Genomic DNA, 13,458 nt, shown 5'->3' on the forward strand with positions numbered 1-13,458 from the left:
TGCCCCGTCAGCCCTCCGCTGCGCGGCTCGATTCGCCAAGGCGGGGTCCGGTCTGGCAGACTGTCGGGGTTGCTGTGCCGCCGCGGGTCTTCACACCGCCTGGCGGCCGGCGGCCGCGAACGTCGAACGTCTCGTACGGGCGGCGGACGGTCAACCTGAACAGGAAGACCGCCGTGGGCGACCACGGCTAGGGACCACACCGGGCAACCGGGCGAGGGTGCAGAACGTGCGAGAGCACGACACGCCCGACCTCGGGGGTCGGAGCCCCAGGCGGGGCTCCGCGCCGCGCGCGAGTCAGTAGCGGTACGAAGAGAGAGAGTCAGACGACGCCATGGCGGGACAGAAGATCCGCATCAGGCTCAAGGCCTACGACCACGAGGTCATCGACAGCTCGGCGCGCAAGATCGTCGACACGGTGACCCGGACCGGCGCTTCCGTCGCCGGGCCCGTGCCGCTGCCGACCGAGAAGAACGTCTACTGCGTGATCCGCTCGCCGCACAAGTACAAGGACAGCCGCGAGCACTTCGAGATGCGCACGCACAAGCGCCTCATCGACATCATCGACCCCACGCCGAAGACCGTCGACTCGCTGATGCGTCTCGACCTCCCGGCCGGTGTCGACATCGAGATCAAGCTCTGAGGGACTGCACACGATGAGCGACAGGCAAGTGCGAGGGGTGCTCGGCACCAAGCTCGGCATGACCCAGCTGTGGGACGAGGCCAACCGCCTCGTGCCCGTCACGGTGGTCAAGGTCGAGCCCAACGTCGTGACCCAGGTCCGCACCACTACCACCGACGGCTACGAGGCCGTCCAGCTCGCCACGACGGCGATCCCGCAGCGCAAGGCCAACAAGCCGGCCGCCGGGCACTTCGCCAAGGCCGCCGTGGCCCCGCGCCGCCACCTGGTCGAGCTGCGCACCACGGACGCCGCGTCCTACGAGCCCGGCCAGGAGGTCACGGCCGAGGTCTTCGACGCCGGCGCGACCGTCGACGTGGTCGGCACCACCAAGGGCAAGGGCACCGCCGGTGTCATGAAGCGCCACGGCTTCGCCGGTGTGAGCGCCTCCCACGGTGCGCACCGCAACCACCGCAAGCCCGGTTCGATCGGCGGCTGCGCCACCCCGGGCCGCGTCTTCAAGGGCATGCGCATGGCCGGCCGCATGGGTGCCGCGCGCCAGACGACCCAGAACCTGACCGTGCACGCCGTCGACGCGGAGAAGGGGCTGCTGCTCATCACGGGCGCCGTCCCCGGCCCCCGCGGCGGCCTCGTGCTCGTCAAGACCGCCGCCAAGGCGCGCGTGAAGGAGGCCTGAGCAGATGACCACGACGACTGAGGCCATCACCGTCCCGCTGCGCACCGCGGACGGCGGCACCAACGGCACCGTCGAACTGCCCGCGGCGGACTTCGGCCGCCAGGTGAACGTCGCGCTGATCCACCAGGTCGTGACGGCCCAGCTGGCCGCCGCGCGCCAGGGCACGCACGCGACGAAGACCCGCGGCGACGTCAGCGGCGGTGGCAAGAAGCCCTACAAGCAGAAGGGCACCGGCCGCGCCCGCCAGGGCTCGATCCGCGCCCCGCAGTTCACCGGCGGTGGCACCGTCCACGGCCCGCAGCCGCGCGACTACTCGCAGCGGACCCCCAAGAAGATGAAGGCCGCCGCCCTGCGCGGCGCCCTCTCCGACCGGGTGCGCCACGAGCGCCTGCACGTGGTGGAGGGCCTGGCCGTGGGCGAGGCGCCCTCGACCAAGACCGCCGTCAAGCTGCTGTCCTCGATCTCGGGCCGCAAGAACGTCCTGGTCGTGCTCACCCGCGACGACCAGGTCTCGGCCAAGAGCCTGCGCAACATCGCCGGCGTGCACGTGCTGCCCGCCGACCAGCTGAACACCTACGACGTGGTCAAGAGCGACGACGTCGTCTTCACCCGCGCGGCGCTCGACGCCTTCGTCGCGGGGCCCCCGAAGGGCCCCAGCGCGACCGCGGTGGCTGCGGAGTCGGAAGGGAGCACCCTGTGAGCGCGCTCGGCGGAACCCAGAAGGACCCGCGCGACATCCTCATCGCCCCGGTCGTCTCGGAGAAGAGCTACGGGCTCATCGACGAGGGCAAGTACACGTTCATCGTGGACCCCGGCGCGAACAAGACCGAGATCAAGGTCGCGGTCGAGAAGGTGTTCGGCGTGAAGGTCTCCGCGGTCAACACCATCAACCGGCAGGGCAAGAGCCGGCGCACCCGGGTCGGCACCGGGAAGCGCAAGGACACCAAGCGGGCCATCGTGACGTTGCGCGAGGGCACGATCGACATCTTCGGCGGCTCGGTCGCCTGAGCCCCAGGGCTCGCACGACTGCCGTAGACACCTTCGAACCCGAGGAACGACGCAATGGGAATCCGCAAGTACAAGCCGACGACGCCGGGCCGCCGCGGCTCGTCCGTCGCCGACTTCGTCGAGGTCACGCGGAGCGAGCCGGAGAAGTCGCTCGTCCGCCCGCTGACCAAGTCCGGTGGCCGCAACTCGACCGGGCGCATCACGACCCGCCACATCGGTGGCGGCCACAAGCGCGCCTACCGCGTCATCGACTTCCGTCGTGACGACAAGGACGGCGTGCCGGCGAAGGTCGCGCACATCGAGTACGACCCCAACCGCACCGCGCGCATCGCGCTGCTGCACTACGTGGACGGCGAGAAGCGCTACATCATCGCGCCGACCCGCCTGAAGCAGGGCGACCGCATCGAGAACGGCCCCACGGCCGACATCAAGCCCGGCAACAACCTGCCGCTGCGCAACATCCCGGTCGGCACCGTGATCCACGCGATCGAGCTCCGCCCCGGCGGCGGCGCCAAGATCGCCCGCTCGGCCGGCGCCAGCGTGCAGCTGGTGGCCCGCGAGGGCCGCTTCGCGCAGCTGCGCATGCCCTCCGGCGAGATCCGCAACGTCGACGTGCGCTGCCGCGCCACGATCGGCGAGGTCGGCAACGCCGAGCAGTCGAACATCAACTGGGGCAAGGCCGGCCGCATGCGCTGGAAGGGCAAGCGCCCGACCGTCCGCGGTGTGGCCATGAACCCGATCGACCACCCGCACGGTGGTGGTGAGGGCAAGACGTCCGGTGGCCGTCACCCCGTCAGCCCCTGGGGTCAGCCTGAGGGCCGCACGCGGCGTCCGGGCAAGGAGAGCGACAAGCTCATCGTCCGTCGCCGCCGCACCGGCAAGAAGCGCTGATAGGGAGTCCAGGCCACCATGCCTCGCAGCTTGAAGAAGGGCCCGTTCGTCGACGACCACCTTCAGAAGAAGGTGGACACTCAGAACGAGGCCGGTACGCACAACGTCATCCGGACCTGGTCCCGCCGTTCCGTCATCACGCCGGACTTCCTGGGCCACACGTTCGCGGTGCACGACGGCCGCAAGCACGTCCCCGTCTTCGTCACCGAGGCGATGGTGGGGCACAAGCTCGGCGAGTTCGCGCCCACGCGCACGTTCAAGGGCCACGAGAAGGACGACCGCAAGGGTCGTCGCCGCTGAGCTCCGCTCAGCGCCACGACGTCACAGACTGACACAAGAAGGCAGGACAGGGATGGAAGCCAAGGCGCAGACGCGGTACCTCCGCGTCACGCCCCAGAAGGCGCGCCGAGTCGTCGACCTCGTCCGGGGCAAGCAGGCCACCGAGGCCGTCGCCGTGCTCTCGTTCGCCCCGCAGACGGCGGCCGAGCCGGTGCGCAAGCTCGTCGAGAGCGCCATCGCGAACGCGAAGTTCCTCGCGGACAAGCACTCTGAGGCGTTCGACCCGAACGACTACGTGGTGAAGGCCATCCACGTCGACGAAGGCCCCACGATGAAGCGCTTCCGTCCCCGCGCCCAGGGCCGCGCGGGACGCATCCTGAAGCGCACCAGCCACATCACGGTGGTCGTCGCGCCGGCCGAGCCCGGCGCCAAGAAGACGAGGAGGACCCGCTAGTGGGACAGAAGGTCAACCCGCACGGGTTCCGACTGGGCATCACCACCGACCACAAGAGCCGCTGGTTCGCGGACTCCACCAAGACGGGTCAGCGCTACGCCGACTACGTCAAGGAGGACGTCGCGATCCGCCGCCTCATGTCCAAGGGCATGGAGCGCGCCGGCATCTCCAAGGTCGAGATCGAGCGCACCCGCGACCGCGTGCGCGTCGACATCCACACCGCCCGGCCGGGCATCGTCATCGGCCGTCGCGGCGCGGAGGCCGACCGCATCCGCGGTGAGCTGGAGAAGCTCACCGGCAAGCAGGTGCAGCTGAACATCCTCGAGGTCAAGAACCCCGAGGTGGACGCCCAGCTCGTGGCCCAGGGCATCGCCGAGCAGCTCGCCAGCCGCGTGTCCTTCCGCCGCGCCATGCGCAAGGGCATGCAGACGTCCCTGCGCTCCGGCGCCAAGGGCATCCGCGTGCAGTGCGCCGGCCGCCTGGGCGGCGCCGAGATGAGCCGCTCGGAGTTCTACCGCGAGGGTCGCGTGCCGCTGCACACGCTGCGCGCGAACATCGACTACGGGTTCTACGAGGCCCGCACCACCTTCGGCCGCATCGGCGTGAAGGTCTGGATCTACCACGGTGACGTCACCAGCCGTGAGCTCGCGCAGTCGCAGGCGGCCGCCCCGCGCGCCCCCCGCCGCAACGAGCGCAGCGACCGCGGTGGCGAGGGTCGCGGCCGTCGCCGTCCGACCCAGCAGGAGAGCACCGGCGCCCCCGTGGCCGAGGCCGCGGCCGCCGGCGCTGCTCCCACCGGCACTGCGGCGGCCCAGCCGGTCACCGGCAAGGGCACCAACGGAACGGAGGCCTGAGTCGTGCTCATCCCACGGCGAGTCAAGCACCGCAAGCAGCACCACCCCACGCGGCGCGGTGCGGCCAGCGGTGGCACCCGCGTCACGTTCGGCGAGTACGGGATCATGGCCGTCGAGGGCGGCTACGTGACCAACCGGCAGATCGAGTCGGCCCGTATCGCCATCACCCGCCACATCCGTCGTGGCGGCAAGGTCTGGATCAACATCTACCCGGACCGGCCGCTGACGAAGAAGCCGGCCGAGACCCGCATGGGTTCCGGCAAGGGCTCCCCGGAGTGGTGGATCGCGAACGTGAAGCCGGGAAGGGTCATGTTCGAGCTGTCGTTCCCCAACGAGAAGGTCGCTTCGGAGGCGCTCACCCGCGCCATCCACAAGCTGCCGGTGAAGTGCAAGATCGTGCGCCGCGAGGGTGGTGAGTGATGGCCATCGGGACCAAGGGTCTGAGCCCCGACGAGCTGCGCGAGTTCGACGACGCCAAGCTGGTCGACGAGCTCAAGAAGGCCAAGGAAGAGCTGTTCAACCTGCGCTTCCAGTCCGCGACCGGGCAGCTGGAGAACAACTCCCGCCTCCGGGCCGTCAAGCGGGACATCTCCCGCATCTACACCACGATGCGCGAGCGCGAGCTCGGCATCACCGAGGCGCCGATCACGAAGGAGGCTGCGGAGTGAGCGAGCAGACCGCCGCCGCCACGACGAGCGAGCGCGGCTACCGCAAGACCCGCCGCGGCTACGTCGTCAGCGACAAGATGCAGAAGACCGTCGTGGTCGAGGTCGAGGACCGCGTGAAGCACCCGCTCTACGCGAAGGTCATCCGCCGCACCACCAAGGTCAAGGCGCACGACGAGGCCTCGACGGCCGGCGTGGGCGACCTCGTCCTGATCGCCGAGACCCGTCCGCTGTCGGCGACCAAGCGCTGGCGCGTGGTCGAGGTCCTCGAGCGCGCCAAGTGACCTCGGGCGGAGCGCCGGTGCGCACCGCCCCCCGTACCCCATGTCCGTTCGGCCAGGCTCGGCGCCCCCGGGTGGGGCGCCGAGAACCGGCGCGACGAAGGAGTAGAGAGTGATCCAGCAGGAGTCGCGGCTCAAGGTCGCCGACAACACGGGTGCCAAGGAGATCCTGTGCATCCGCGTGCTCGGTGGCTCCGGCCGCCGCTACGCGGGCATCGGTGACGTGATCGTGGCCACGGTCAAGGACGCGATCCCCGGTGGCAACGTGAAGAAGGGCGACGTGGTCAAGGCCGTGATCGTCCGCACCAAGAAGGAGCGTCGCCGCGCCGACGGTTCCTACATCCGCTTCGACGAGAACGCCGCCGTGATCCTCCGCGCCGACGGCGGCGACCCGCGCGGGACCCGCATCTTCGGGCCCGTCGGTCGCGAGCTGCGCGAGAAGAAGTTCATGAGGATCATCTCGCTGGCTCCGGAGGTGCTCTGACCATGGGGAAGATCCGCATCAAGAAGGGTGACCTCGTCCAGGTCGTCACCCGCGTCCGCGGGCGTCGCAACGAGGACGGCACCAAGACCTCGGACCTCGGCAAGCAGGGCAAGGTCCTGGAGGTCTTCGCCGACACCGAGCGCGTGCTGGTCGAGGGCGTCAACCAGATCAAGCGCCACACCAAGGCCCGTCCGGGTGTCGCCGGCGGCATCGAGGTCCGCGAGGCCCCGATCCACATCAGCAACGTGCAGCTGGTGGACCCCGAGTCGGGCAAGCCGACCCGCGTGGGCATCCGCACCGAGCAGGTCGAGCGCGACGGGCGGACCAAGACCAACCGGATCCGCGTCGCCAAGCGCTCCGGCAAGGACATCTGATGACTACTGAGACCGAGACCCGCGCGCTGCCCCGCCTGAAGCAGCGCTACCGCGACGAGATCAAGGGCCAGCTGAACGAGCAGTTCGGCTACGCGAACGTCATGCTGATCCCCGGCCTGGTCAAGGTCGTGGTCAACATGGGTGTCGGCGAGGCCGCCCGCGACTCCAAGCTGATCGACGGCGCCGTGCGCGACCTGACCGTGATCACCGGCCAGAAGCCGCAGGTCACCAAGGCCCGCAAGTCCATCGCCCAGTTCAAGCTCCGCGAGGGCATGCCGATCGGTGCGCACACCACGCTGCGCGGCGACCGGATGTGGGAGTTCCTGGACCGCCTCGTGTCGCTGGCGCTGCCGCGCATCCGCGACTTCCGCGGGCTGTCGCCCAAGCAGTTCGACGGCAACGGCAACTACACCTTCGGCCTCAACGAGCAGTCCATGTTCCACGAGATCGACCAGGACAAGATCGACCGCGTCCGCGGCATGGACATCACGGTCGTGACGACCGCCAAGACCGACGAGGAGGGCCGCGCGCTGCTCCGTGCGCTGGGCTTCCCCTTCAGGGAGAACTGACAGTGGCGAAGACCGCTCTCGTTACCAAGGCCGCGCGCAAGCCCAAGTTCGCTGTTCGCGCCTACACCCGTTGCCAGCGCTGCGGCCGGCCGCACGCGGTGTTCCGCAAGTTCGGCATCTGCCGCATCTGCCTGCGGGAGATGGCGCACCGCGGCGAGCTGCCCGGTGTGACCAAGAGCAGCTGGTGACCTCCAACATCACGACGACGCCGAAGGTCCGCACCGCGCCCCGCGGTGCGGAAACCCCGGCGAGGAAGGGCGGACGAGCCCGATGACGATGACCGACCCCATCGCGGACATGCTGACGCGTCTGCGGAACGCCAACTCGGCGTACCACGACACCGTCTCCATGCCGTACAGCAAGCTCAAGTCGCACATCGCCGAGATCCTCCAGGCCGAGGGCTACATCGCCTCGTGGACTGTCGAGGACGCCGAGGTCGGCAAGAAGCTCACGCTGAACCTGAAGTTCGGCCCCAACCGCGAGCGTGCGATCGCCGGCCTGCGCCGCGTGAGCAAGCCCGGTCTGCGGGTGTACGCGAAGTCGACCAACCTGCCCCGCGTGCTCGGTGGCCTCGGCGTGGCGATCCTGTCCACGTCCTCGGGGCTGCTGACCGACAAGCAGGCCAACAAGAAGGGCGTGGGCGGGGAAGTCCTCGCCTACGTCTGGTGAGGGAGGAGGACTCATGTCGCGCATCGGTCGACTCCCGATCACCGTCCCCGCGGGCGTGGACGTGACCATCGACGGCTCCGCCGTCACGGTCAAGGGCCCCAAGGGTTCGCTGACGCACACCGTCGCCTCGCCCATCGCGGTGGAGCGGACGGACGAGGGCACCCTGCAGGTGACCCGCCCCAACGACGAGCGCACCTCGCGCGCGCTGCACGGGCTGACCCGCACGCTGCTGGCCAACATGGTCCAGGGCGTGACGCAGGGCTACGAGAAGCGCCTCGAGATCGTCGGCACCGGCTACCGCGTGACGCCGAGGGGCACGGACCTCGAGTTCGCGCTCGGCTTCAGCCACCCGGTCGTCGTCAAGGCCCCCGAGGGCATCACCTTCGCGGTCGAGAACAACACCCGCTTCTCGGTGGCCGGCATCGACAAGCAGCAGGTCGGCGAGGTCGCTGCGAACATCCGCAAGCTCCGCAAGCCCGACCCGTACAAGGGCAAGGGCGTGCGCTACGCCGGCGAGCAGATCCGCCGCAAGGTCGGAAAGGCTGGTAAGTGACGATGGCTCTCTCCACCCAGCGCACCCAGAAGGGCAAGTCCGCCGCCCTCAAGCGCCGCCACACCCGCGTGCGCAAGAAGGTCGTCGGCACCGCCGCGCGTCCGCGCCTGGTCGTCACCCGGTCCACCCGGCACGTCTTCGTGCAGGTCATCGACGACGCGGCGGGTCACACCCTCGTGTCGGCCTCGACCATGGAGACGGACCTGCGCGCCAGCGGCGACGACAAGTCGGCCAAGGCGAAGGCCGTCGGCGTCCTCGTCGGCGAGCGGGCCAAGGCGGCCGGCATCGAGGCCGTGGTCTTCGACCGCGGCGGCAACCGCTACGCCGGTCGCGTCGCGGCGATCGCCGACGGCGCCCGCGAGGCTGGTCTCGCCCTGTGATGACCCGAACTGTCGATGAGATGAGGAACGTCTGATGCCTGGACCCCAGCGCCGAGGCGCCGGCGCCGGTGCGGCCGGCGGCGGCGACAACCGCAACAACGACAACCGCGGACGCCGCGACAACGCCGGTGGTGGCCGCGGCGACCGTGGACGGGGCGACGCGGGCGACCGCGGCAACTTCGTCGAGCGCGTCGTGACCATCAACCGCGTCGCCAAGGTCGTCAAGGGCGGCCGCCGCTTCAGCTTCACGGCCCTCGTGGTCGTGGGCGACGGCGACGGCACCGTCGGTGTCGGCTACGGCAAGGCCAAGGAGGTGCCCGCGGCGATCGCCAAGGGCGTCGAGGAGGCCAAGAAGAACTTCTTCCGCGTGCCCCGCATCCAGGGCACCATCCCGCACCCCATCCAGGGCGAGAAGGCGGCCGGCGTGGTCATGCTGCGCCCGGCCTCCCCGGGTACCGGCGTCATCGCCGGCGGCCCGGTGCGCGCCGTGCTGGAGTGCGCCGGCGTGCACGACGTCCTGTCCAAGTCCCTGGGCAGCGACAACGCCATCAACATCGTCCACGCGACGATCGAGGCCCTCAAGGGCCTCGAGCGCCCCGAGCAGGTCGCGGCCCGCCGCGGTCTGCCGGTGGACCAGGTCGCCCCGGTCGCGCTGCTGCGCGCCCAGGCCGCGGGGGTGACCGCCTGATGGGTCGCATCAAGGTCACCCAGGTGAAGTCGGGCATCGGTGGCAAGCAGAACCAGCGCGACACCCTCCGCAGCCTCGGGCTGCACAAGATCGGGCAGAGCGTCGTCAAGGACGACAAGCCCGAGTTCCGCGGCATGGCCAACACGGTCGCGCACCTCGTGACCGTCGAGGAGGTTGACTGACATGGCGAACCAGCCGGGCGAGCACGTCCTGAAGCTGCACCACCTGCGCCCCGCCCCCGGGTCGCACACCGCCAAGACCCGCGTCGGCCGCGGTGAGGCCAGCAAGGGCAAGACCGCCGGCCGCGGCACCAAGGGCACCAAGGCCCGCTACTCGGTGCCCGAGGCGTTCGAGGGCGGCCAGATGCCCCTGCACATGCGCCTGCCCAAGCTGCGCGGCTTCAAGAACCCCTTCCGGGTCGAGTACCAGGTCGTCAACCTGGACAAGCTCGCCTCGCTCTACCCCGAGGGCGGCACCGTCACGGTGGACGACCTCGTGGCCAAGGGCGCGGTCCGCAAGGGCCAGCCCGTCAAGGTCCTCGGCACCGGTGAGGTGACCGTGGCCCTGCAGGTGACGGCGGACCGCTTCTCCGGCTCCGCCGCCGAGAAGATCGCGGCGGCCGGCGGCACGACCGCCACCGCCTGAGGCTCCGGCCCCACGGCTGCACCAGCTCCACCGGCACACGGCGGTAGCGGCGAGTGATCGCCAGCTACCGCCGTGTGCGCGTTGTGGGGGACTGTAGGGTGCTCCGGTGAGGGCCCGCAGCGCGCTGCGCCCGCCCTCCCCGCAGGTCCTCCGCAAGTCCGTCCTCGAAGTCCACCCGCCGCGGCCCGCCGGGCAGCGGCGGCGCAGGAGGTTCACGTGCTCACCGCATTGGCCCGGGCGTTCCGCACGCCGGACCTGCGCCGCAAGCTGCTGTTCACGCTCGGGATCATCGTCCTCGTCCGCGTCGGCTCCTTCGTGCCCACGCCCGGGGTCGACTACTCCGCGGTGCAGCAGTGCATCGCGCTGGCCGAGTCCGGCAACGACCTGCTCGGCCTGGTCAACCTCTTCTCCGGCGGCGCGCTGCTGCAGCTGAGCATCTTCGCGCTCGGGATCATGCCGTACATCACGGCGAGCATCATCATCCAGCTGCTCACCGTGGTGATCCCGCGCTTCGAGGCGCTGAAGAAGGAGGGTCAGCAGGGCACCACCAAGCTGACCCAGTACACGCGCTACCTGACCATCGCCCTGGCGGTGCTGCAGTCGACGACGTACGTGACGATCGCCCGCGACCCCTCGCGGCTGTTCGGCACCGCCTGCAACGCCGACGTCGTGCCCGACCAGAGCGTGCCGACGATCCTGCTCATGGTCATGACCATGACCGCGGGCACCGGGCTGATCATGTGGCTGGGCGAGCTGGTCACCGAGCGCGGCGTCGGCAACGGCATGTCCCTGCTGATCTTCACCCAGATCGCCGCCGGCTTCCCCACGTCGCTGTGGGCGATCCAGCGCGAGCGCGGCACGCTGACCTTCGCCGCGGTGCTGCTGATGGGCCTCGTCGTCGTCGCCGCCGTCGTCGCCGTGGAGCAGTCCCAGCGCCGGGTGCCCGTCCAGTACGCCAAGCGCATGATCGGCCGGCGCATGTACGGGGGGACCTCCACCTACATCCCGCTGAAGGTCAACATGGCGGGCGTCATCCCGGTGATCTTCGCCTCGTCGCTGCTGTACCTGCCGGCGCTGGTGGCGCAGTTCAGCGACCAGAACGCCTCGTGGGTGGTGTGGATCAACGCCCACCTGGTGCGCGGCGACCACCCGTACTACATGATCGCGTACTTCCTGCTGATCATCTTCTTCGCGTACTTCTACGTCGCGATCACGTTCAACCCGGACGAGGTCGCCGAGAACATGCGCAAGTACGGCGGCTTCATCCCCGGCGTGCGCGCCGGCCGGCCCACCGCCGAGTACCTGGACTACATCCTCACGCGCATCACCCTCCCCGGCTCGCTCTACCTGGGGCTCGTCTCGCTGCTCCCCCTGATCGCGCTGGTGGCGTTCAACGCCAACTCCAACTTCCCCTTCGGGGGCACGTCGATCCTGATCATCGTCGGGGTCGGGCTCGAGACCGTGAAGCAGATCGAGTCCCAGCTCCAGCAGCGCAACTACGAAGGGTTCTTGCGATGAGTCGTCTCGTCCTCCTCGGTCCGCCCGGCGCCGGCAAGGGCACGCAGGCCAAGCTCCTGTCCGCCCGCCTGGGCGTGCCGGCGATCTCCACCGGCGACATCTTCCGCGCCAACGTCGCGCAGGGCACCGAGCTGGGCGTGAAGGTCAAGGAGTACATGGACGCCGGCCGCTACGTGCCCGACGCCGTGACCAACGCGATGGTCCGCGACCGCCTCGCGCAGCCCGACGCCGCCGGCGGCTTCATCCTCGACGGCTACCCGCGCACCACCGACCAGGTGCACGAGCTGGACGACATGCTCGCCGCGGCCGGCTCCAAGCTGGACCGCGTCCTGGAGATCACCGCCGACCCCGACGAGCTGGTGCGCCGCCTGAGCCGGCGCGCCCAGCTCGAGGGCCGCAGCGACGACACCGAGGACGTCATCCGCACCCGCCAGCAGGTCTACCTGGAGCAGACCGCCCCGCTGGTCTCGCTGTACTCCGAGCGCGGCCTGCTGCGCAGCGTGGACGGCCTGGGCGAGGTGCCCGAGGTCACCGCGCGCCTGCTGGACGCGCTCGCCTCCGACGCCGGCTGAGGCACGGGCGTTGTTCGGCCGCGAGCGCATCGAGATCAAGACCCCCGAGCAGGTGCTGGCCATGCGCCGGGCGGGCCTGCTCACCCACGCGGCGCTGGAGAGCGCGCGGGCGGCGATCCGCCCGGGCGTGAGCACCCGCGAGCTGGACGCCGTCGCCGCGGAGGTCATCCGCGCCGGCGGGGGCACGTCCAACTTCCTCGGCTACCACGGCTACCCGGCCACCCTGTGCATCTCCGTGAACCACGTCGTGGTGCACGGCATCCCCGGTGAGCAGGTCCTGCGCGAGGGCGACGTGGTCTCCGTCGACGGCGGTGCCGTCGTGGACGGCTGGCACGGCGACTCCGCCTTCACGACCATCGTGGGGGAGCCGGCCGACCCGGCCGACGCGGAGCTGGTGGAGACCACCCGCCGCGCCCTGTGGGCCGGCATCGCCGCCCTGGACCGCCGCGGGCGCGTGGGCGACGTGGGCGCCGCGGTGGAGGACGCGGTGGACGGGCGCTTCGGCATCGTCGACGGCTACACCGGCCACGGCATCGGCACCGCGATGCACATGGCCCCCGAGGTGCTCAACTACCGGGTGCGCGAGAAGGGCCCCAAGGTGCGGCCCGGTCTGTGCCTGGCCGTGGAGCCGATGTGCACGCGCGGCGGGGTGGAGACCGACGTGCTGGCGGACGAGTGGACCGTGGTCACCTCCGACGGCTCGCGCGCGGCGCACTGGGAGCACACCGTCGCGGTGCTGGAGGAGGGCCTGTGGGTGCTCACCGCGCCCGACGGGGGAGCCTCCGAGCTCGAGCCGCTCGGCGTGCGCGTCCCGCGGGAGTGACTGCCGCGCAGCACCTCCGCCCGTGCGCTCCACCCCGATTTCGTGTACGGCACGCCGTCGTCTAAGCTTGACCGTCGGTCCGCCATGCCCATGTCCCGACGCGCGAGCGTCGGGGGGAGCGGGCAGACACCGAACCGACACTTGATGGAAAAGCGGAGGACATGCCGAAGAAGGACGGCGTCATCGAGATCGAAGGCACCGTGATCGAAGCACTGCCGAACGCGATGTTCCGCGTCGAGCTGAGCAACGGTCACAAGGTGCTCGCCCACATCTCCGGGAAGATGCGGCAGCACTACATCCGCATCCTGCCCGAGGACCGGGTGGTCGTCGAGCTCAGCCCCTACGACCTGTCCCGCGGGCGCATCGTCTACCGCTACAAGTGATCCCACCACTGGCCGCCGGCCGCGGTCCCGCCACGCCCGTGGTCGGGGTCCGGTC

The 13,458-nt window shown here is 70.3% G+C and carries 25 protein-coding genes; all 25 read left to right on the top strand.

Annotation, left to right across the window (positions count from 1 at the left end):
• The first annotated feature begins 331 nt into the window (after positions 1-331).
• The 25 genes from rpsJ (at position 332) to infA (ending at position 13,403) form a co-directional block, all read left to right on the top strand.
• Positions 332-640 carry a 30S ribosomal protein S10 gene (gene rpsJ, locus ACRYR7_RS02085; protein ID WP_012084982.1) on the top strand — a complete coding sequence of 103 codons (309 nt, stop codon included), beginning with the start codon at positions 332-334 and terminating at the stop codon, positions 638-640.
• 13 nt (positions 641-653) lie between these two features.
• The gene (gene rplC, locus ACRYR7_RS02090; RefSeq protein ID WP_432570408.1) at positions 654-1,313 is read left to right on the top strand and encodes a 50S ribosomal protein L3; all 660 of its coding nucleotides are present in this window, start codon (positions 654-656) and stop codon (positions 1,311-1,313) included.
• Between the two features lie 4 nt (positions 1,314-1,317).
• Positions 1,318-2,013 carry a 50S ribosomal protein L4 gene (gene rplD / locus ACRYR7_RS02095; RefSeq protein ID WP_432570409.1) on the top strand — a complete coding sequence of 232 codons (696 nt, stop codon included), beginning with the start codon at positions 1,318-1,320 and terminating at the stop codon, positions 2,011-2,013.
• Positions 2,010-2,321 carry a 50S ribosomal protein L23 gene (gene rplW, locus ACRYR7_RS02100; RefSeq protein WP_432570410.1) on the top strand — a complete coding sequence of 104 codons (312 nt, stop codon included), beginning with the start codon at positions 2,010-2,012 and terminating at the stop codon, positions 2,319-2,321. The genes rplD and rplW overlap by 4 nt, the downstream gene beginning before the upstream one ends.
• 54 nt (positions 2,322-2,375) lie before the next feature.
• On the top strand, positions 2,376-3,212 hold the full coding sequence (gene rplB, locus ACRYR7_RS02105) for a 50S ribosomal protein L2 (RefSeq protein ID WP_432483613.1): 837 nt from the start codon (positions 2,376-2,378) through the stop codon (positions 3,210-3,212).
• A gap of 18 nt (positions 3,213-3,230) precedes the next feature.
• On the top strand, positions 3,231-3,512 hold the full coding sequence (gene rpsS / locus ACRYR7_RS02110; RefSeq protein WP_432570411.1) for a 30S ribosomal protein S19: 282 nt from the start codon (positions 3,231-3,233) through the stop codon (positions 3,510-3,512).
• A gap of 52 nt (positions 3,513-3,564) precedes the next feature.
• Positions 3,565-3,945 (top strand): 50S ribosomal protein L22, encoded by a 381-nt coding sequence (rplV, locus tag ACRYR7_RS02115; RefSeq protein ID WP_432570412.1) that lies wholly within the window; start codon positions 3,565-3,567, stop codon positions 3,943-3,945.
• Positions 3,945-4,799: a 30S ribosomal protein S3 gene (rpsC, locus tag ACRYR7_RS02120; protein WP_432570413.1), complete on the top strand. Its 855-nt coding sequence runs from the start codon at positions 3,945-3,947 to the stop codon at positions 4,797-4,799. The genes rplV and rpsC overlap by 1 nt, the downstream gene beginning before the upstream one ends.
• Before the next feature lie 3 nt (positions 4,800-4,802).
• On the top strand, positions 4,803-5,219 hold the full coding sequence (gene rplP, locus ACRYR7_RS02125) for a 50S ribosomal protein L16 (protein ID WP_242126754.1): 417 nt from the start codon (positions 4,803-4,805) through the stop codon (positions 5,217-5,219).
• Positions 5,219-5,467 (top strand): 50S ribosomal protein L29, encoded by a 249-nt coding sequence (rpmC, locus tag ACRYR7_RS02130; RefSeq protein WP_432483605.1) that lies wholly within the window; start codon positions 5,219-5,221, stop codon positions 5,465-5,467. The genes rplP and rpmC overlap by 1 nt, the downstream gene beginning before the upstream one ends.
• Positions 5,464-5,748 (top strand): 30S ribosomal protein S17, encoded by a 285-nt coding sequence (rpsQ, locus tag ACRYR7_RS02135; protein ID WP_432570414.1) that lies wholly within the window; start codon positions 5,464-5,466, stop codon positions 5,746-5,748. The genes rpmC and rpsQ overlap by 4 nt, the downstream gene beginning before the upstream one ends.
• Before the next feature lie 109 nt (positions 5,749-5,857).
• On the top strand, positions 5,858-6,229 hold the full coding sequence (gene rplN / locus ACRYR7_RS02140) for a 50S ribosomal protein L14 (RefSeq protein WP_242126750.1): 372 nt from the start codon (positions 5,858-5,860) through the stop codon (positions 6,227-6,229).
• A 2-nt stretch (positions 6,230-6,231) separates the two neighbouring features.
• Positions 6,232-6,603: a 50S ribosomal protein L24 gene (gene rplX, locus ACRYR7_RS02145; protein WP_432570415.1), complete on the top strand. Its 372-nt coding sequence runs from the start codon at positions 6,232-6,234 to the stop codon at positions 6,601-6,603.
• Entirely contained in the window at positions 6,603-7,172 is a 570-nt protein-coding gene (gene rplE, locus ACRYR7_RS02150; RefSeq protein WP_432570416.1) for a 50S ribosomal protein L5, read from the top strand. The genes rplX and rplE overlap by 1 nt, the downstream gene beginning before the upstream one ends.
• Positions 7,173-7,174: 2 nt before the next feature.
• A complete protein-coding gene (locus ACRYR7_RS02155) occupies positions 7,175-7,360 on the top strand; it encodes a type Z 30S ribosomal protein S14 (RefSeq protein WP_369055792.1) in 186 nt (61 codons plus the stop codon).
• Between the two features lie 82 nt (positions 7,361-7,442).
• A complete protein-coding gene (gene rpsH, locus ACRYR7_RS02160; RefSeq protein WP_166609813.1) occupies positions 7,443-7,841 on the top strand; it encodes a 30S ribosomal protein S8 in 399 nt (132 codons plus the stop codon).
• A 13-nt stretch (positions 7,842-7,854) separates the two neighbouring features.
• Positions 7,855-8,394, top strand: a complete 540-nt coding sequence (rplF, locus tag ACRYR7_RS02165) for a 50S ribosomal protein L6 (RefSeq protein WP_432570417.1) — start codon at positions 7,855-7,857, stop codon at positions 8,392-8,394.
• 2 nt (positions 8,395-8,396) lie between these two features.
• Entirely contained in the window at positions 8,397-8,774 is a 378-nt protein-coding gene (gene rplR / locus ACRYR7_RS02170; protein ID WP_432570454.1) for a 50S ribosomal protein L18, read from the top strand.
• Positions 8,775-8,808: 34 nt separating this feature from the next.
• Entirely contained in the window at positions 8,809-9,462 is a 654-nt protein-coding gene (gene rpsE, locus ACRYR7_RS02175; protein WP_432570418.1) for a 30S ribosomal protein S5, read from the top strand.
• Positions 9,462-9,644: a 50S ribosomal protein L30 gene (gene rpmD, locus ACRYR7_RS02180; RefSeq protein WP_166609810.1), complete on the top strand. Its 183-nt coding sequence runs from the start codon at positions 9,462-9,464 to the stop codon at positions 9,642-9,644. Before rpsE ends, rpmD begins: the two co-directional genes overlap by 1 nt.
• Before the next feature lies 1 nt (position 9,645).
• A complete protein-coding gene (rplO, locus tag ACRYR7_RS02185) occupies positions 9,646-10,107 on the top strand; it encodes a 50S ribosomal protein L15 (RefSeq protein ID WP_432570419.1) in 462 nt (153 codons plus the stop codon).
• Positions 10,108-10,323: 216 nt separating this feature from the next.
• Positions 10,324-11,625, top strand: coding sequence for a preprotein translocase subunit SecY (gene secY, locus ACRYR7_RS02190; RefSeq protein WP_432570420.1), 1,302 nt, complete (start codon positions 10,324-10,326; stop codon positions 11,623-11,625).
• The gene (locus ACRYR7_RS02195; RefSeq protein ID WP_432570421.1) at positions 11,622-12,197 is read left to right on the top strand and encodes an adenylate kinase; all 576 of its coding nucleotides are present in this window, start codon (positions 11,622-11,624) and stop codon (positions 12,195-12,197) included. The genes secY and ACRYR7_RS02195 overlap by 4 nt, the downstream gene beginning before the upstream one ends.
• Before the next feature lie 10 nt (positions 12,198-12,207).
• Positions 12,208-13,020 (top strand): type I methionyl aminopeptidase, encoded by an 813-nt coding sequence (gene map / locus ACRYR7_RS02200; protein WP_432570422.1) that lies wholly within the window; start codon positions 12,208-12,210, stop codon positions 13,018-13,020.
• Positions 13,021-13,181: 161 nt separating this feature from the next.
• Positions 13,182-13,403, top strand: a complete 222-nt coding sequence (infA, locus tag ACRYR7_RS02205; protein WP_012084955.1) for a translation initiation factor IF-1 — start codon at positions 13,182-13,184, stop codon at positions 13,401-13,403.
• The last annotated feature ends 55 nt before the right edge of the window (positions 13,404-13,458 follow it).

Origin of the sequence: Kineococcus gurbantunggutensis (genome assembly GCF_050871925.1) — a bacterium.
Lineage (GTDB): Bacteria > Actinomycetota > Actinomycetes > Actinomycetales > Kineococcaceae > Kineococcus.